This window comes from Desulfothermobacter acidiphilus (assembly GCF_052073645.1).
In the GTDB taxonomy this organism is placed as follows: domain Bacteria; phylum Bacillota; class Desulfotomaculia; order Desulfotomaculales; family Ammonificaceae; genus Desulfothermobacter; species Desulfothermobacter acidiphilus.
In genome coordinates this window covers 1,463,493-1,479,957 of sequence record NZ_CM125440.1, presented here as the reverse complement: position 1 = coordinate 1,479,957, position 16,465 = coordinate 1,463,493, and the positions used below count along the sequence as shown (strand labels likewise).

General features: G+C 60.3%; 19 protein-coding genes. 15 read left to right on the top strand and 4 right to left on the bottom strand.

The window, feature by feature from the left end; genetic code table 11:
• The first annotated feature begins 79 nt into the window (after positions 1 to 79).
• From ACTLLP_RS07590 to ACTLLP_RS07545, 10 genes are all read left to right on the top strand, one after another.
• Positions 80 to 1,447 (top strand): RtcB family protein, encoded by a 1,368-nt coding sequence (locus ACTLLP_RS07590; RefSeq protein WP_441061712.1) that lies wholly within the window; start codon positions 80 to 82, stop codon positions 1,445 to 1,447.
• Positions 1,437 to 2,900 (top strand): CCA tRNA nucleotidyltransferase, encoded by a 1,464-nt coding sequence (locus tag ACTLLP_RS07585; protein WP_441058538.1) that lies wholly within the window; start codon positions 1,437 to 1,439, stop codon positions 2,898 to 2,900. Before ACTLLP_RS07590 ends, ACTLLP_RS07585 begins: the two co-directional genes overlap by 11 nt.
• Before the next feature lie 136 nt (positions 2,901 to 3,036).
• A complete protein-coding gene (locus ACTLLP_RS07580; protein WP_441058536.1) occupies positions 3,037 to 3,867 on the top strand; it encodes a C40 family peptidase in 831 nt (276 codons plus the stop codon).
• Positions 3,868 to 4,102: 235 nt separating this feature from the next.
• The gene (locus tag ACTLLP_RS07575; RefSeq protein ID WP_441058534.1) at positions 4,103 to 4,312 is read left to right on the top strand and encodes a DUF4405 domain-containing protein; all 210 of its coding nucleotides are present in this window, start codon (positions 4,103 to 4,105) and stop codon (positions 4,310 to 4,312) included.
• A 5-nt stretch (positions 4,313 to 4,317) separates the two neighbouring features.
• Positions 4,318 to 5,274: a DNA double-strand break repair nuclease NurA gene (locus tag ACTLLP_RS07570; protein ID WP_441058532.1), complete on the top strand. Its 957-nt coding sequence runs from the start codon at positions 4,318 to 4,320 to the stop codon at positions 5,272 to 5,274.
• A gap of 18 nt (positions 5,275 to 5,292) precedes the next feature.
• Positions 5,293 to 7,239 carry an ATP-binding protein gene (locus ACTLLP_RS07565; protein WP_441058530.1) on the top strand — a complete coding sequence of 649 codons (1,947 nt, stop codon included), beginning with the start codon at positions 5,293 to 5,295 and terminating at the stop codon, positions 7,237 to 7,239.
• A gap of 5 nt (positions 7,240 to 7,244) precedes the next feature.
• Complete coding sequence (locus ACTLLP_RS07560; RefSeq protein WP_441058528.1) at positions 7,245 to 8,237, top strand: metallophosphoesterase family protein; 993 nt, start codon at positions 7,245 to 7,247, stop codon at positions 8,235 to 8,237.
• Positions 8,230 to 9,555, top strand: coding sequence for an AAA family ATPase (locus ACTLLP_RS07555; protein ID WP_441058526.1), 1,326 nt, complete (start codon positions 8,230 to 8,232; stop codon positions 9,553 to 9,555). Before ACTLLP_RS07560 ends, ACTLLP_RS07555 begins: the two co-directional genes overlap by 8 nt.
• Positions 9,548 to 9,838: a hypothetical protein gene (locus ACTLLP_RS07550; RefSeq protein WP_441058524.1), complete on the top strand. Its 291-nt coding sequence runs from the start codon at positions 9,548 to 9,550 to the stop codon at positions 9,836 to 9,838. The genes ACTLLP_RS07555 and ACTLLP_RS07550 overlap by 8 nt, the downstream gene beginning before the upstream one ends.
• Positions 9,822 to 10,523 (top strand): AAA family ATPase, encoded by a 702-nt coding sequence (locus ACTLLP_RS07545; protein WP_441058522.1) that lies wholly within the window; start codon positions 9,822 to 9,824, stop codon positions 10,521 to 10,523. Before ACTLLP_RS07550 ends, ACTLLP_RS07545 begins: the two co-directional genes overlap by 17 nt.
• Here ACTLLP_RS07545 and ACTLLP_RS07540 read toward each other — a convergent pair.
• Positions 10,458 to 10,739 (bottom strand): metal-sensitive transcriptional regulator, encoded by a 282-nt coding sequence (locus ACTLLP_RS07540; RefSeq protein WP_441058520.1) that lies wholly within the window; start codon positions 10,737 to 10,739, stop codon positions 10,458 to 10,460. The genes ACTLLP_RS07545 and ACTLLP_RS07540 overlap by 66 nt on opposite strands.
• Before the next feature lie 292 nt (positions 10,740 to 11,031).
• On the opposite strand from ACTLLP_RS07540, the gene ACTLLP_RS07535 reads away from it, so the two are divergent.
• Together ACTLLP_RS07535 and ACTLLP_RS07530 are read left to right on the top strand one after the other, a co-directional pair.
• Entirely contained in the window at positions 11,032 to 11,214 is a 183-nt protein-coding gene (locus ACTLLP_RS07535; RefSeq protein WP_441058518.1) for a hypothetical protein, read from the top strand.
• A gap of 37 nt (positions 11,215 to 11,251) precedes the next feature.
• The gene (locus ACTLLP_RS07530; RefSeq protein ID WP_441058517.1) at positions 11,252 to 11,917 is read left to right on the top strand and encodes a DVU0298 family protein; all 666 of its coding nucleotides are present in this window, start codon (positions 11,252 to 11,254) and stop codon (positions 11,915 to 11,917) included.
• Between the two features lie 39 nt (positions 11,918 to 11,956).
• Here ACTLLP_RS07530 and ACTLLP_RS07525 read toward each other — a convergent pair whose 3' ends face one another.
• Genes ACTLLP_RS07525 through ACTLLP_RS07515 form a run of 3 tightly spaced genes read right to left on the bottom strand, consistent with a single transcriptional unit; the run spans position 11,957 to position 14,869 of the window.
• The gene (locus ACTLLP_RS07525; protein ID WP_441058515.1) at positions 11,957 to 13,633 is read right to left on the bottom strand and encodes an aldehyde ferredoxin oxidoreductase N-terminal domain-containing protein; all 1,677 of its coding nucleotides are present in this window, start codon (positions 13,631 to 13,633) and stop codon (positions 11,957 to 11,959) included.
• Positions 13,634 to 13,673: 40 nt separating this feature from the next.
• Complete coding sequence (locus tag ACTLLP_RS07520; protein WP_441058513.1) at positions 13,674 to 14,114, bottom strand: 4Fe-4S binding protein; 441 nt, start codon at positions 14,112 to 14,114, stop codon at positions 13,674 to 13,676.
• Positions 14,115 to 14,116: 2 nt separating this feature from the next.
• The gene (locus ACTLLP_RS07515) at positions 14,117 to 14,869 is read right to left on the bottom strand and encodes a YkgJ family cysteine cluster protein (protein WP_441058511.1); all 753 of its coding nucleotides are present in this window, start codon (positions 14,867 to 14,869) and stop codon (positions 14,117 to 14,119) included.
• Here ACTLLP_RS07515 and ACTLLP_RS07510 point away from each other — a divergent pair.
• The 3 genes from ACTLLP_RS07510 to ACTLLP_RS07500 are packed head-to-tail and all read left to right on the top strand — an operon-like array spanning position 14,766 to position 16,463.
• The gene (locus tag ACTLLP_RS07510; RefSeq protein WP_441058509.1) at positions 14,766 to 15,140 is read left to right on the top strand and encodes a CD1871A family CXXC motif-containing protein; all 375 of its coding nucleotides are present in this window, start codon (positions 14,766 to 14,768) and stop codon (positions 15,138 to 15,140) included. The two genes, ACTLLP_RS07515 and ACTLLP_RS07510, sit on opposite strands and share 104 nt — an antisense overlap.
• Positions 15,130 to 15,954, top strand: coding sequence for a 4Fe-4S binding protein (locus ACTLLP_RS07505; protein ID WP_441058507.1), 825 nt, complete (start codon positions 15,130 to 15,132; stop codon positions 15,952 to 15,954). The genes ACTLLP_RS07510 and ACTLLP_RS07505 overlap by 11 nt, the downstream gene beginning before the upstream one ends.
• Before the next feature lie 5 nt (positions 15,955 to 15,959).
• The gene (locus ACTLLP_RS07500; protein ID WP_441058505.1) at positions 15,960 to 16,463 is read left to right on the top strand and encodes a peroxiredoxin family protein; all 504 of its coding nucleotides are present in this window, start codon (positions 15,960 to 15,962) and stop codon (positions 16,461 to 16,463) included.
• The last annotated feature ends 2 nt before the right edge of the window (positions 16,464 to 16,465 follow it).

Below are 16,465 nucleotides of genomic sequence, written 5' to 3'. Positions count from 1 at the left end.
TGGAGAACTGAGGAGGTGGTTGGCGGTGGAGTTGGTGCGGGACGGGCTTAACCGGTACCGTATCCCCCGGCGGGGGAAAATGCGAGTGGACGCCGTGATTTACGTGAACGAGCCTCTGCGTCGCTTGCTAGGAGAAGATAAGTCCCTGGAGCAACTGATGAACGCGGCTTCTCTGCCGGGGGTGGTGGAGCCGGTGATCGGGTTGCCGGATATTCACGAGGGGTTCGGTCTCCCTATCGGGGGAGTGATGGCCATGGCCCCTGACGGCGTGATTTCGGCGGGAGCAGTGGGGATGGACATTAACTGTGGGGTTCGACTCCTAAGGACCGATCTTGAAGCCCGGCAGTTTACCAGGGGGCTTTTGCGGCGAATAATCGATCGGATCGAGCATTACGTGCCTACCGGCATTGGCAAAAAGGGTAAACACCACGGTATTACCAGGCGCATTTTCGAGGAAGTGGTGCACCGGGGAGTGGCTGCGGTGATCGAAGCGGGTTTCGGCCAGCCGGGAGACGAGGACTATATCGAGGAAAGGGGATGTCTGGCCGGGGCTGATGTCCGAGCCTGTTCCCGCCGGGCTTGCGAGCGCGGGGAGGTGCAGCTGGGAACTCTGGGGGGCGGCAACCACTTCATCGAGTTGCAGCGAGTGACGGAGATCTTGGATGAGGGGTTGGCTCGGGCTTTCGGTCTTTTTGAGGGGCAGTTAACGATAATGATCCACACTGGCAGTCGGGGTTTCGGGCATCAGATCTGCACCGACTACACCGGCAAGCTGGCAGCGGCGGCTAAGCGTTACGGCATTGAGCTCCCCAGCCGGGGGCTGGCCTGTGCTCCTATCGATTCACCCGAGGGGAAGGCCTACTACCAGGCCATGGCTTGTGCGGTAAACTACGCTTTTTCCAACCGTCAAATCATTATGACCGATGTGGCTCGAGCCCTTTCTGACGTGCTGGAGAAGACCCCGGAAGATATGGGGTTTCGCCCGGTTTACGATGTGGCGCATAATATCGCCAAGTGGGAAGAGCACAGGGGAAGGCGCCTGCTGGTGCACCGCAAGGGAGCCACGCGAGCTCTCTGCGCTGGTCACCCGGCCAATCCCCCGGCTTACCGGGATACCGGACATCCGGCGCTGATCCCGGGGAGCATGGGGACCTCCTCTTACGTGCTGGTGGGTACCGAGCGGGCGGCGGAAACCTTTTTCTCGGTCAATCATGGTGCGGGGAGGGTACTTTCCCGCTCGGCGGCGTCCAAGAAGGTCACTAAGGAAGAGTTTGAGCGAGCAATGGGGGACGTGGTCTTCAATGTTAGTTCCTACCGGGATTTGCTAGACGAGTCTCCCACGGCCTACAAGGATATCGAGCAGGTGATACAGACTCTAGTAGATCCGGGGCTGGTGGTGCGGGTGGCGCGCCTGAGTCCTATGGCGGTGGTTAAAGGTGTCGATTGAAAAAGAGGCTCAGGAAAAACCGGTGAACTGGCCGGTGGCGGTGACCACGGTGCTTCAAGTTTTAGAAGAAGCCGGTTACGAGGCTTACGTGGTGGGGGGAGCGGTACGCGATCGCCTGCTGCAGCGAGTTCCGGTGGATCTGGATGTCACCACTAATGCCCGTCCCCAGGAGGTGCTGGAGGTGATCTGGCAGAAGGGGCTAAAGGCGGTGACCTACGGAGCCAGCTTCGGTGTGGTAGGGGTGCTGGTGGACGGGGTGGTGGTGGAGGTGGCCACTTTCCGCAGCGAAATTTACGGGGAGGACCCGCACCGCCCGGAGCAGGTGGAGTTTTTAAGCCGCTTGGAGGAGGACTTGGCGCGGCGCGACTTCACCATCAACGCCATGGCCATGGATCTCCGCGGCCGTCTCTTCGACCCTTTTGGGGGGCAGGAGGATTTACGCCGAGGGCTAATCCGGGCCGTGGGTGATCCTTTAAAGCGCTTCCAGGAGGACGCTTTGCGGGCCTTTCGCGCCTGTCGCTTTGCTGCTCAGCTCGGTTACCAGCTGGAGCCGCTGACCCAGGCCGCTCTTTCCCAGGTCAAGGAGCGAGTGCTGCTGCTATCGGTGGAGCGAGTGCGAGATGAATTGGAGCGCTTGCTGCTCTCCCCTCATCCCGACTGGGGGATGGAGTTGCTGCGGGAGGCGGGATTGCTGCTTTCTTTTTGCAGCAAGAGGAATAAGTTGGGTAGGGAAAGAGTGCCCATATTGCCTGAGCTGGCTCGCTTGTACGGGGTGGAGCAGAATCCGCGCTATCACCGCTACGATGTTTGGACCCATACCATGAAAGCTTTGCGCGCCAGTCCTCCCAGCATCACTTTGCGCTGGGCGGTGCTGCTGCACGACCTGGCCAAAGGATTGCCGGGCATAAGGAAGCTCAACCGGCGAGGAGAGATCTGCGATCACCGGCACGAGATTTACTCGGCCCAGATAGCAGCCAAGATCATGCGGCGCCTGCGGGTTCGCCCTTCCGTCGCCCGCAGGGCTGTCTTTCTCATCCGGTACCACATGTCGTGGCCCGAGCTCCGGGAGAAAAAGGTGGTGCGCTGGCTAGGGCGTTTGGCCGGTGAGTTTCGTCACCAGGAGGAGTTGCGGGAGGTGCTGGAGGAGCTCTGGGCACTGCGCCGGGCCGACTTGAAGGGGGGAAAGGTGGCCGAGACCGAGGGGCTGCAGGAACTTGAGCGGCTCCGCCGCCTGGTGGAGGAGGTTTGGGCTCGCGTTCCTTTCTATCCTTCCGACCTGGCTCTCAGCGGAAGGGAGTTGAAGGAATTGCTGGGCGAGGGGCCGCAGGTGGGCAGGGCGCAGAAGGAGCTACTGCGGGCAGTGCAAAGCGGACGCGTGGACAATGTTCGGAACGAGCTCCTGGAATTAGCGCAAAAATGGCGAAGTAAGTCCCCTCGGGGGGAAAAAGACTAGTGCGAAGCTATTAGCTGCTTCGCGCTTTTTATTTTTCTTTACACTTAACTTTTCCAAAGAAACAGTTATCCACAAGGAGACCAGCCTCCGTTCAAAGAAGAAAGGGGAGAAAAGATAAGAAAGGGGGCTGAGATTCTTGCCTACGGGCGTAAGGGCTCTAATTCTGTCGGTGGCCCTAGCCCTATTCTTGGTGGTTGGGGGAGGGGTAGCATTAGCCGCGACTTACGTGGTGCAGCCGGGAGATTGCCTTTGGGACATCGCCCAGCGTTACGGCACCACCTGGCAGACGTTGGTGAAGCTTAACGGCTTGACTTGCACCACCATCTATCCGGGGCAGCAACTCATGATCCCTGGAGGTGACGCCGGTTGGGCTCCTGCTCCCGCGATCCTGCCTTCGCGGGGAGGGGGAACTTCCACTTACGTGGTGCAGCCGGGAGATTGCCTTTGGGACATCGCCCAGCGTTTCGGCATCACCTGGCAGACGCTGATGGAACTCAACGGTCTGACTTCCACCACCATTTACGCCGGCCAGACTCTTAGGGTTCCGGGGAGTGAGGGGGGACCGGCTCCGGTGCCTTCCCGCGGGGGCGGGCGCACGGTGATCGAGCGCTTGCTAAATTACGCGACCTCTCTACTGGGTACTCCCTACCGCTGGGCTGGAGAGAGCCCAGACACGGGCTTCGATTGTTCCGGTTTTGTCAAGCATGTTTTCGGCTGCTTCGGCATCGACCTGCCTCACCGGGCCGATCTGCAGAGCTACTACGGCACGCCGGTTTCGCCAGATGCGTTACAGCCTGGCGACCTCCTCTTCTTCAACACTGAAGGCGACGGCATCGACCACGTGGGTATCTACTTAGGGAACGGCCGCTTCATTCACGCCAGCTCTAGCCGGGGTTGCGTCCGCTACAATTCTATCTACGAGTCCTACTGGTCCAACCACTTGGTGACGGCCCGCCGCCTTCTGTAGTTCAAATTCGGTTCATCTAGCGCTAACTTAAGGCCGGGGAAGCATTTTCCCGGCCTTAGTCTTGCTGGGAGGAATATGTTACTATTAAGGCATGGAGGCTAGCGACCATTAAGGGGGGGTATTTTGACACGGCCTAAACTCAATTACCTGGTGGACTTTTGCCTCTTTATCGTTGGCCTGGGCATGGCCTTCACCGGTTTTGTCCGGTGGTTGGCTTTTCCCAGCGGCATAGGGGGTGGAGGAGGGGGGGTTTGGGGGTCCTGGGTTCGGCGGTCGGCACTGGGGGCAGGAGCAGGTTTTCCTCTCCTTGACCCGTCACACCTGGACCGACATCCATCGTTACCTGGCCCTGGTCCTCATCGCCCTGGTTCTTGTCCATATCTACTTGCATTGGTCCTGGATCGTGGCCATGACCCGGCAGCTATTCGCTTCCAAAGGGGAGTAAGCTGAGTGCAGGTAAGCGATTCGCGGGCAGTAGAGAGGCTGCGTGCCTTCGTCAGTTTGCAAAGGCGCCGGTGGGACCAGCGCCCCGAAACAGAAGTCTTGCGCCGCCGCCTGGCGCAGGTGGGCTGCTTATACCGGGTGGAGCCGAAGCTGCTTGCCGAGCAGTTGGTAGCGGTGGACGGCTCGCTGGGCACGGTGGGTTCTCGTCACCCCTACACTCTAACTCTCCTGCGAGCGGCGGCCTTCGCCCTCCCTCCCTTTTCCTCGCCTGTGTCGGCGTACGAGGTATTCTCCCCGCTTTGGGAGCCGGAGTTCGCTGGGGGATCGGAGCAGGAGGACTCGCTGGTTAATGCCAGCGAGCAAAAGGTCCGGGAATTGATGACCTCCCTGGAGCTTGAAGTGGCCTTGCAGGCGCTGGCCGCTTCCCGGGTGAAGCTACTGTTGCTGGACGGGGGATTCGTGCCCTTTCGCGAGCGGGCAGAGAATCTTTTTCAGCGGCTGCGCCAGAAAGCGCTGGACCAGGGTACCTTCCTGGTAGGAGTGATCGAGGAAGTGGCCAGTCGCCGTTTGGCTGAGGTGGTGTCCGACCTCTGGTTGGGGCCGCCACCCCACGACCGGGAGATTCTCTACGGTTGTCTGGGGGTGGGGGAAGCGCTTATTTTGCCGGAGAAGGATAAACGGGGGCGGGTTTCGTTGGTGCGGGCTTTTGCCCGCTTTGCCGCTCATCCGCAACCGGTGGCTTTTAACTTTTTGCCAGAGCAAGCGGAAGAAGTGCCGCTGCTACTGGCTCATTTGCGGGCCTTGACTCCGGCTGACGGCCGAGGCATTCCCTGCCCTATTGACCTGGCCGACCGTGAGGTGCGCTTGCAGCAGTTGGAGGTGGAGCGTCTGGTGGCCGCGGTGGTACCCGCTGAGTTACGCGAGTTCCTGTTGGGTTCTCACCGCTGCCGACGTCCTTTCTAAGCTCGCTGGAGGTGGAGTATGCGCTTGGTAGGCATAACCAGTCAGATGGAAGCTAAGGTAGCGGCGCGGGAACGCTCCTTCCGGATCAACGAATACCTGGTGGTGGAAGATCGCTCTGGTAGCGCACTGGTGGAGGTAGTGGGTACGTACGCCATTAACCCTTTGCTTCCGGAAGCGGCTCACGCCGCTTCTCCCGGGATCATTGATGAAGCCACTCTCAATAACCTCCAGGCCTTGGGTTTTGATCCGGCACATCATACCTTTTATCTGGCCGAGGTGCGGGTGGTGGAAGAGCTCACCCGCCCCTTGGAAGTAGGAGCGCGGGTGCGGCCAGCCACCTTTGAGGAGGTGCGTCCCCACCTTCTGCCGTCCGACTGGAAAGAGGCGGGTGCACTGCTGGGAGTGGTCCGGGGTACGGAAGAATTTGAGCTTCCGGAGGAGCTGCAGCGTCGAGTTTTTTGCTACTCACCAGATGCAGAGCAAGTTGAGCTTTCCCCTGGGGTACCTTTTTTTCTCCCCTGGTCTAAGTTTTCCCAGTATCCCCATGTGGGGATCTTCGGGGGCTCGGGATCGGGTAAGTCCTTTGCCCTGCGGGTTCTGCTGGAGGAGCTTTTGTGCCACGAGCTCCCCGCCCTAGTTTTCGATCCCCACGCGGAACTCGACTTCCAAGAACCCCTGGCCTTTCAGGAAGAGTTTCTGTCCCGCCAGCAAGAGTTGGTGCGTAACAGCGAGGTTTTTGTCCTGGGCCATAACACCAATGTGCGCTTCGAGGATTTAAGCCAACACGAGTTAGTAACCCTGCTGAAGGCGGCTATGGAAGGCTGGACCGAGCAGATGGATCACGCTGCCTCGGCCCTGTGGAGGAGAGGAGATAGCTTAGAAAGCTACCGCAATCGCCTGAGCTTCCTACTGGAGATGCTGGCGCACCAGCGCCAGTACCAGCAAGACTACCAGAGGTGGATAGAGGGGGAAGATCCGGCTGCCGCCCGTTTTCCCGATAACCGGGCGCGTCAGGAAGAGTACCGCGCTCGCCTGCGTATGTATGAGGAGCTCCAGGGGCTAAGCATTGGGGAGAGCACGGCGCAAGCGGTGCATCGGCGTCTCAACTACTTGATCAACGCCGGGCTTTTCGGTCAGGAGGGCACTACCCCCTTGGAGGAGGGATTGCAACAGGGTAAGACTTGCGTCGTGCGCGGGGAGGCGCGCAAGCTCATAATCTTTGCTGCTTACGCGCTGCGGCGCCTTTTTCGCCGGCGGCGCGATTACCGCGAAAGCACGCAGTACCTTTCCAGGAGAGCCCCCTTTTTCCCCCCTTTTTTCGTGGTGTCGGACGAAGCCCACGTTCTGGCACCCAAAGCCTTGGGAGATAAGGACTTTGCCCCTGCGCGCTCGATCATCCGGGAGATCGCCCAAGAAGGGCGCAAGTACGGGGTCTTTCTCATCCTGGCCACCCAGCGCCCTTCGCTGCTAGACGATACGGTTAATGCCCAACTTAATACCAAGCTCATCCTTCGCACGGTTCGGGCCCAGGATCTAGACGTGATCAAGCGAGAGACCGATCTGGGACCGGGGGAAATCGCTCGTTTGCCTTACTTGGCTTCTGGCAACGCCTTCATCTCCTCGGCTATAATCAAGCGGACCATTCCGATAACCGTCCGGGCCAGCTGGACCCGCAGTCCCCACGCCGAAGATCCTTTGCAAGAATGGCAGAAACATCGCCAGCGCCAAGGGGAGGATCTGTGGCCCGTGCTGTGCGACTGCCTGAAGCAGCTGGGTGGTTATTTAGGGGAGACCGATTTTGCCTGGTGTCTGCAGGAGTGCGAGCGGCGGCTTCGGCGCCAAGTCACCAAGACGGAGCTGTGCCGTGTTTTGGAGCGCTGGACCGAAGAAGGAAGGCTCCAGGTGACTCCCAATCTGGTTTTGGGGGGCAACCGATGGTCCCTGGCCCGAGCGGAGGAGGTTTGAAACCGATGCGCTTTCTCTTTTTAACCGATACTCACTTACGCGGAGTCAGCCCGGCTAACCGCAAGGATGATTTCGTGGACACCTTGAAGCGCAAGCTCCAGGAAGTGGTGCGGTTGGCCCAGGAGCTGGAAGTCACCGCCGTTTTGCACGGGGGAGACTTTTTTGACTCTCCCCTGCCGGGTCTAGGAGTTATGGGGGAATACCTCTCTATTCTCACTCGTTTGCGGGTTCCCCTGCTGGTGGTGCCGGGCAACCACGACCTGCACGGGCAAAACCCGGCGACTCTGTCCCGGACTTTGTTGGGTTTCCTGGGCCGCTGTGGAGCAGTGCGCTTGCTCTCTTCTTCGCCTATCTACTTCGAGGAGGGAGGGGTGAGGGTCAAGGTGACGGGGGCCCCTTACCATTTCGCCATCGACGAAGGAGACCGCGCCGATTACGTGGTGCGTAAGGATGATTGCGATGTGGCCCTGCACGTATGCCACGGGGCGCTCATTGACCGCCCCCAGGGGCCGGTGATGAAGTACACGCTGGTGGACGAGATCGCTTCTCGCACCGAGGCCGACTACACCCTATGCGGCCATTACCATCTGGGTTACCCCGATGTCTGCCGGGAGGGGAAGTGGTTTATTAACCCAGGGGCCTTGGTCCGTCTGTCCGCCAGCCCGGCGGAATTCCACCGGATGCCTCAGGTGATCCTGCTGGAAGTGGAGGGCAGCTTGTGGCACGAGCGTTTGCCTTTGCGTAGCGCCCGGCCGGGCGCGGAGGTGCTGGACCGTCAGGCGATAGAGGAGGCAGCGTTTCGCGCGCGCAAGCGCGAGGAGTTTCTGGTGCAGTTGCGCGCTCTAGGAGACGACGGAGAGTGGGGAACCACTGCCCCTGATCTCATCCTGGAGCGCATTTTGGGGGGGGAAGCGAGGCATCCCCGCTGGTCGTCGGTGAAGCAAGAAGCGTATCGGGTGTGGTCGCAGGTTCAGGGCGAGGGGTGGGAGCGTGCCTAAAATTCGGCGGGTTATCCTGGAGAACATCCAGTCGCACCGGTATTCGGAGATCGAGTTCGCGCCTACCGTAACGGTACTGGTGGGTGAGTCGGATCGAGGCAAATCAGCGGTGGTACGGGCCCTGCGTTGGCTTTTCTACAACCGGCCCCAGGGCGAGGGCTTGATGCGGGTGGGCAGCACCCGTTGCCGCGTGGCCGTGGAACTGGAGGATGGCACCGTTATCGAGCGGGAGCGAGAGGGCCGGGGCAATCGCTACTGCATTCATTACCCTGGGGGGGAAACACTGCGCCTGGAGAGCCCCGGCCGGAGCGTTCCGCGGGAGGTGGAGGAGCTCACGGGTGTGAGACCCTACCTGGTGGCTAATCAGCCTCTGGAGTTGCACCTGGCGCACCAGCTGGATCCTCCTTTTCTCCTGCGCGAGAGTCCCAGTCTGCGTGCCCAGGTCATCGGCCAGGTGGCGCGGGCCGACCTGTTCCAGCAGGCCGCCAAGTTGGCCCTTAAGGAGCAGAGTCAATACCAGAGCCGGATCAAGGGTTTGGAGGTGCGCCTGGAACAATTGCAGGAGGAATCGGCTCCTTTACAGGCGGAACTCTCGCAGCTAGAGGCACGACTGTGCCGCGCGCGGGAACTGGCGGAAACGGTGCGGGAAATGGAAGAGCGCCGCCAGCTCCTGGATAAGCTGCGAACGCAGCGCGCTGGCTACCTGCAGACGATGGCCTCCTTGGCGGAGCTGCTGGCGCGCTTGCCGGGAGAGAAAATTATGGAGACGGCTGGGTTTCGGCTGGAGGAGCTGGAGCATCGCTACGGTGCCGTGGCTAGCCTGGCTGGCAGGCGCCGGCGCTTTCAGGAGGAGAAGTCGCGTGAGGAAGCGACCCTGGCCGCTTTAACCTCCTTGCCCGGTGCGGAGCAGCAGGGGGAAGAATTGGTTCGCCAGGGAGAGCGGCTGACTCGGTTGCGCCGCTTTTACCAGGAGCGGGAGCGTTGCCTACAGCAATTGCATTACTGGGATGCGCTTCTCCCGGCCGTGGCACGGTTGGAAGAAGCGGAAGCTAGTTGTGGCCAGGCGGAAGGAATATGGTGCCGATACCGGGAGCTGCAGCGTTTCCGGCGCGAGCGCGACGACCGGCGGGGCCAATTGGCGGCCGAGCAGAAGCAGCTGCTGCGGCAGGAAGAGAAGCTGCGGCAGCGCGTTCTAGATTACCAGGAGCTCCTGCGCCGCCTTCAGCGCTGCCCGCTTTGCGGCGCTGAACTCACTTCCGAGCACGCCGAGCGCGCTTGGCGGGAAGATATGGAAAGGATGGGAATAAGTCTTGAGTAAGGACTGGGAAAAGGAGATCGCCGAGCTCCGCAGGGGAATCGAGCAGGCCAAGCGCTTGCGTGAGCAGGCCCTGGCTCGCAAAGAACTCCTGGAGAAACAGTTACGGGAGTTGGAAAGCGAAATCAGGGCCTTGGGGGTGGAGCCGGAGCACCTCGACCAGGAACTGGCCCGCCTGGAGCGAGAGATAGCCCAGGCGGTGGCCGAGATGCGCGAGCTCATACCCTGGGATCTGCTGGCCAAATACCGGGCGCGAAGGGGCGAAGAGCGTGGAGGCGAAGATTAAAGAAGGGCTGGATCTTCTGGAAGAGTTGGTGGCGAGGAGGCGCTGGGAGCTAGAGCGGTTGCAGCAGGAGCTCCAGGAGAAAGAGCAGGAGCTCGCCACTTGCCGGGAGAAGGAAGAGGTCCTGGGAATGGTGCGCGAGATCTTTCTTCTGGCGGCGGGGGAAGCTTACGAACAAGCTTGCCGGGGTCTAGAGGGGGCGGTGACTCTGGCGCTACAGTCAGTCTTCGGGCCGGAAATCCGCTTTAACATCCGTTTAACTCCCAGGCGCGAACAGCAGGAAGCCGATTTTTTGGTTAGTAGTTCCTACGGAGGGACGCAAGTGGTGCAGACGGAGCCCACCGAAGCTAGGGGAGGCGGGGTGGTGGACGTTATATCACTCAGTCTGCGTGCAGCTTTGCTGGCACACAGCCGGTTGCCGGGGTTATTAGTGCTGGACGAGCCTGGCAAGCACGTGAGCGAAGAGTACGCCCGGCCCCTGGGGGAATGGCTGCGGCTGATCAGCCAGGAGATGGGGAGGCAAATACTCCTGGTAACTCACTCCGACAGCCTGGCGGAGACGGGGGAAAAGATCTATCGAGTGGACATCCGCCAGGGGGAGAGCGTGGTCAAGTTAGTATCTTCAGGGCAAAGGGGTATCGAGAATACCGCTCAGCCGCTGCTTGAGGAAGCCGACCATCTCCTCTGAGCACTGGAACTTTTCTTGCACGCAACGAACCATGTAGTAGCCTATGACCGCCCGCCGGCAATTGCGGACCGCTACTTCTAGCGCCTTGAACTGATCCAGGATCTTCTCGCAGTCTTGGTCTTCTTCGACCATGCGGCAAACACCCCGCACCTGGCCTTCAATGCGCCGCAACCGGTTGATGATGGCCAACCGGCCCTCGTCCGGAAGGTTGTCCATGACCTATCGCCTCATTTCTGACCCGAAATATACCTGAACCCGAATACGTAACCTACATAAAGCTTAGCGGAACCTGGAATCCGTGTCAACCGCTTTGGATTTCCTCTCCTCGTGCTTGACAGGCGGGCCCAGAAAGAGCTAATATACCTATACACCTATACGGAGGTGAAGGGCTTTGCTGCAAGTTACAGCCGAGGCGGAGAAACAGTTGCAAGCTGTTCTGCGGAGTAACCAAATGGAAAATGGCTACGTGCGCATCTTTTCTTCGGGTTTGGGTTGAGGCGGTCCCCGGTTGGGGTTGGCTCTGGAGGAGTCAATTGGTGATAACGATGCGGTTTTAGATGTCGGGTCGCTCAAATTCGTAGTCGAGCGGGGGCTACTACCCTACGTTGATGGAGCGGTTATCGATTACGAGACTACTTGGTGGGGTGAGAACACCTTTACCATTTCCGCTCCCCGCTCCAGCAGTTGCTAACGCCGTTAGCTGAGAGACCCGGAAAGGGAGGATGAGGGTGGGGAAGCGAGGGGTTTTCCGAGGTCGCAAGCGGGAAGTAGAAGCGTTACTGCGGGCGGCCGACTGGGAAGGTTTGCAGCGTCGGGTGGAGGCCGATCCAGCTTATCTGGGAGCTCTATTTCGGGCCCTGCATCTAAGCGATGCTCTGCTGGCCTGGCGGGCGGTAGAGGGCTTGGGGCGGGCGCTAGCTCTGGTGGCGGAAAAAGATAAGGAGTGCGCCTTGGACCGGATGCGCCGTCTCTTTTGGGCTCTCAACGACGAATCGGGCAATGCCGGACGCTATCTGGCCCCGGCCGTTGGCGAGGCGGTGGCGAGGGCGCCGGAGGTGTTTTCCGATTTCGCCCTGATGCTATTAAACCCGCTAGAGGAGCCCTTCCTGGCTGCCGGTGCGGCTTGGGCGCTGGGGCGCATCGCCGAGGTTCGCAAGGATCTAGTGCTGGAGACGGCACCGCGGTTATTAGAGTTGCTCCGCTCTCCCGATCCAGAAACGCGCGGCTACGCCGCTTGGGCCTTGGGCAACCTGCGTTGGCGGCAGGCTCTCCCGGAGTTGGAGCAATTGCAGGCGGATCTCTCCCCCCTATTTTTTTATCGGGAGGGTGAATTGCAGCCCACCACCGTGGGGGAATTGGCCGCTCTCGCCCGGCGGCGGCTAACGGAGGCTTGAGATTGCTGCCCTGCTCAGGACTTTCTGGATCGCTTAACGTCAGCTTTGCTTGAGCCAGTCGGCGAGTTTCTCCTGGTAGAGTCGGAGCAGAGAAGCGTATGTCTCAGGGGAAAGTTTGCCCTGGCCCGAAGGGGTTTCGAAGTAGCGGCGTGGGGGAAAGGGGATGTTTTCGGGCCGGAAGCCCATGTGCATTTTGCCTTCCCACTTGCGCCGGAAGATGAGCCGGCCCAACTCCATCAACTCTTTCGGGCCCAATTCCATCCCCAGAGCTCGAAGCGCTTCCGAGGTCACTTCTGGGGTGTACACCTTGCGGGCGAACAGGCAAACCACCAGGGAGTTAAGCACGTTGCGCCACGCTTCTTCTTCTAACAGATAGGTCACTAATTCCTCGGCGGAGAAGTGCTCCCGGTGACTCTGGTCAAAGCTGTAGCCGGCGTTGCACAGGTGGGAATGGCGCGCTCCCACGCTCTGCCCCAGGAGGAAAGCGTAACCGGTGTGATAGCCGGCCATCTCGTGCCCGCCCAGGATAAGAGCGAAGTCTTGACCACCGTAAATTCGGGTGGCGTGCTGCAGCCCCCGCCCCAGCTCCCGGTAAAAGTCGTTGGGCGGTTGAGCGAGGTGCTGCGCTGCTTGAAGGTACCCTTCCACCTTTCCGAAGCGCAGGGGGAGTAAGGTCTCCTTCTCCGTTATGATTCCTCGCTGCAGGGCTTCGGTGGCCCAGGCTAGCGCCACGCCGGTGGAGATGGCGTCAAGACCGCTGCCCTCCACCTCCCGCAGCAGGGCGTATATCTTGTCGGGATGGTCCAGTCCTAGTTGGGAACCCAAGGCATAGAGGAGCTCGAAGTCGTAGGCGATGGTGGTGGAGATGTAGCCGGCTCCCTTGGGGTGCGGGCGCCGGTACAAGCCGATGTGGATGCACCCCAGAGGACAGCCCGCGCAGGCCAGGATGCGGTAGAGGGTCTTTTCAGCGAAGGACTCCCCGCTTATATTCTCGGCCTGAGGAAAGTGAGCGGACTGGAGATTCATGGTGGGAAGGCTGCCTTGGGCGTTAAGGGCCATGATGTTTTCCGCTGTGCCCAGGTAGTGGTATTTGCGGAGCAGGGGAGTCTCCACCACTTCGCGATAGATTTTCTCGTAAACTTGATTGTAGGCCGAGGGGTGGCGGATGGGGTAGCTCTGGTTGCCCACCACCACCAGGGCTTTGAGTAGCTTGCTGCCCATGAGCGCTCCCAGCCCCAGGCGCCCGAAATGCCGATAGGTGTCCACATTGACGCCGGAGATGGGTACCAGGTTTTCCCCTGCCGGGCCGATACGCCAGATACTGCGACGCCCACGCTCCCCCTCAAATTCCCGGAGCAAACGTCCCGCTTCTTCGGTGTCGAGTCCCCACAGCCCCCGGGCATCCCGGAAGGACACCTTACCGGCTTCGATCACCAAGTAGGTGGGGTAGCGAGCTCTTCCCTTTATCACCACAGCGTCGTAACCGGCGAAGCGCAGGGCGACAGCCGCTCGCATTCCGGCGTAACTTTCGCCCCACTCGTTGGTGAGGGGAGAGCGGAAGGCTGCCGCTACCTTGGTGGCTAAGGGGTACACACCGGAGCAAGGCCCGATGGCGAAGATGATCGGCTGCTCCGGGGCCAGCGGAGGTTGTTCCCACGCCGCTTCCCGCACCAGGAGCTCGCTGGCTAGCCCTATTCCTCCCATCCAAACCAGCAAATCCTCTCGCTCTTCCACTTCCCAGGAGCCGCGTTCCAGATCAATCTTCAGGATGGTTGGGTGTCCTTCCAGCAGCAGCAGGGATCTCCTCCCAGGCGATTACTTCTTGAGGGCAGAAGCGGACGCAATGACCGCAATAAAGGCAGATTATGGGGTAACCCTCGTCGTCAAAGTGGATAACCCTCAGCACGCAGGCTTCGGCGCATCGCCGGCAGCGCTGGCACCTTTTGCGCTGCCAGATAACTCCGCCTCCCGGGCGCAGGGTTAAAGCTCCGGTAGGGCAAGCGGCAGCGCAGGGGGCATCGGGGCAAGCGCGGCAGACATCAATCCCCCATTTGCTCTGCAACCCGCCCCGGGTTTGCACCCGTATGGCGCTCAGGGTCAGGGAATGAGATCGGTGGGCCAAGCGGGCGCAGGCTAACATGCAAGAATAACAGCCGATGCAACGATCCGGGTCTCGGACGCGGACCACGCGGGGCATGGTTATCTCAGGCTGGGATCGAAAATCTCGTCGCGCAAGGGCAGAGCGTTCTTATCCGCAAAACCGAACTTGAGCCACAAGGCTGCTAGCCGGGCCAATTCCATGTCGTCCTGCTTAATGCCTTCTACCACCTCGGCGGGCAGATCGAAAATCTGGAGGAAGCGGGTGCCTAAAACGAAGTGGCGGAAGCGGTCCAGGTCATAGGCGGCCAGGAAGTACATGCGGGCCACCTCCGGGTTGCTCACGCGGTCCCGGGGGAACTCCAGACGCCTGGTGGCTTCGTTGTACATCCGGTCCACCGGGTGGGGCTTGAGCGCGCCTTGCTCGTCTAGCCAATCTTCGACGACAATCTCCGGGCCCTCTTGGAGCCCCCGGCAGCGGGAAGGATCGGCAATGATCCGGTAAGAATCCAGGTCGGTATCGAAGTCCAGCGGATACATGCGACAGGCCCAGGGCCGGTCCTGGTAAACGGCGCACCCTTCCGGGGTGACAAAGGGGCAGAGCTTGGCTTCGTCCTCTTGCATCTTCAGCAAAACTACGGGCAGCCCGGAGTGGCGCGAAATTAAGGTGACGGTGTACCGATCCAGAAACTCGTGCGAGGGAATTTGGAGGCGTTGCTTTAGCCGGAACACATCTCCGGGCGTCAGCACGATGTTGACGTCCCGGCAGCAATGCGTGAAGCAGGCGATGCCGGGACGACAGGTAAAGCGGAAGGTGCTGGAAAGGGTGAGGCGTTCGCCATTGGGTTGGGTCATTCTTTTCACTCCTCAAGCGGTAGCGCTTGTAATTATTTTAGTTCCTATTTTCACTAAAAGCAACCGATTGCTTTACCCCCAAGAGTATGATAAGCTTTCCCTGAAAAAGCTCGGGCTTCGGGGTGGTCTTATGGGGCGGTGCTGGCCGGGTTGGCTAGGATTGAGCCTGGGGTTGGCGCTCGTGCTCGTGGGGTTTAGGCGAGGGGAGTTCCACCCTCTGTGGATCAAGGGTATCCGCTTCTGCTTGGAGTGCATGGGCCTTGGTAGGTAAATGGCGGCGCTGGTTGCAGCTTGCGTCCTTGCTATTGCTTAACGGTTACCTGCCGGGTTGGTTGCGCTTGACCCTTTTCACCGGTCCGAGCAAGGGGGTTTGCCTGCCCGTCCTTAACTGCAGTTCGTGTCCGGGGGCTTTTCTGGGGTGCCCGCTGGGCGCCTGGCAGGGTTACCTGGGGGCCAGGCGTTCACCTCCGTTATTGGTGGGAGGAATCCTGCTTCTGGCCGGAAGCGCGCTCGGGCGTCTTTTTTGTGGCTGGCTATGCCCCTTTGGTGCCCTCCAGGATATGGTAGCAGCCGGCTCCCGGCGCCGTTCGCTGCCCTGGCCATCGCGTTTGCGCTTGCTGGCCTACTTGCTTTTACTGGTGACTTTTCTCTTGCCCTATTGGTCACCCACAGGCACCCCTTACTTCTGCAAATACTTCTGCCCTGCTGGGGAACTCATGGCGGGCTGGCCCCTGGTGCTGGGCCGTCCTGAATTCCGAGCGCTGGTGGGCTGGGTCTTTTACGCTAAAAGCCTGCTGGTACTGGCGGTGCTGCTTTTGCTCCTGCTGGGAGTCAACCGGGTTTTCTGCCGCACCCTCTGCCCTTTGGGTGCCTGGCTCGGCCTGTTTAACCGGGTTAGCCTGTGGCGGCTGCGTTTTTCTCCTTCCGCTTGCCGCCGCTGTCACCAATGCCGACGGGTTTGCCCCGTGGGAGTGCAGTTGCCGGAGGAGGCTAATTCCTCCGCCTGCATCCGCTGCCTGGCCTGTACCGAGGCCTGCCCCACCGGTGCTCTATCTTTCGGCTACTGCCGCCAGGAGAGGAGGTGATGGTTTTGCGTGGCCGCTGGTTGTTAATTCCCCTGCTGGTGCTGCTTTTGGCCGGTTGCCAGGTTGTGTTGGACAGAGGGGAAAAGATCAATCAACCCGCTCCTCCTTTCCGCCAGCCTCTCTTGGGAGGGGGAGAGCTCAATTTCCCCGCCGATTGCCAGGGTAAAGTTGTCCTGCTCGTCTTCTTCTCGCCCGATTGTCCAGCCTGCCTGCAGGAACTGCTAGCCCTGCGCGATCAATTCCCGGCCTGGGAACAGCGAGGAGTGGAAATTTTTCTGGTGGCACCGGAATCTCCTTCCGTCTTGACTTCTTTTATGCAGAAGTATAATTTGAAATTGCCGGTAGTATTAGACCCTGAAGGCAAGGTGGGTAACGCCTATGGCGTCACCGGCATTCCCTTGAGCGTGTGGATTGACAAGCAGGGAAGGATAAGGCATCAGAGCCTGGGTTGGGGGCCGGGAAAGCAGCAGGAGTTCGCTTCCTGGGCAGCGAAGTTAACGCAAGAGTGAAG

Excerpts from the sequence above, each read along its gene's own strand:
- ACTLLP_RS07510 (WP_441058509.1), top strand. The coding sequence starts at position 14,766 with ATGTTGACGTCCCGGCAGCAATGCGTGAAGCAGGCGATGCCGGGACGA.
- ACTLLP_RS07520 (WP_441058513.1), bottom strand. The coding sequence starts at position 14,114 with ATGCCCCGCGTGGTCCGCGTCCGAGACCCGGATCGTTGCATCGGCTGT.
- ACTLLP_RS07560 (WP_441058528.1), top strand. The coding sequence starts at position 7,245 with ATGCGCTTTCTCTTTTTAACCGATACTCACTTACGCGGAGTCAGCCCG.
- ACTLLP_RS07515 (WP_441058511.1), bottom strand. The coding sequence starts at position 14,869 with ATGACCCAACCCAATGGCGAACGCCTCACCCTTTCCAGCACCTTCCGC.
- ACTLLP_RS07540 (WP_441058520.1), bottom strand. The coding sequence starts at position 10,739 with ATGGACAACCTTCCGGACGAGGGCCGGTTGGCCATCATCAACCGGTTG.
- ACTLLP_RS07590 (WP_441061712.1), top strand. The coding sequence starts at position 80 with ATGCGAGTGGACGCCGTGATTTACGTGAACGAGCCTCTGCGTCGCTTG.
- ACTLLP_RS07565 (WP_441058530.1), top strand. The coding sequence starts at position 5,293 with ATGCGCTTGGTAGGCATAACCAGTCAGATGGAAGCTAAGGTAGCGGCG.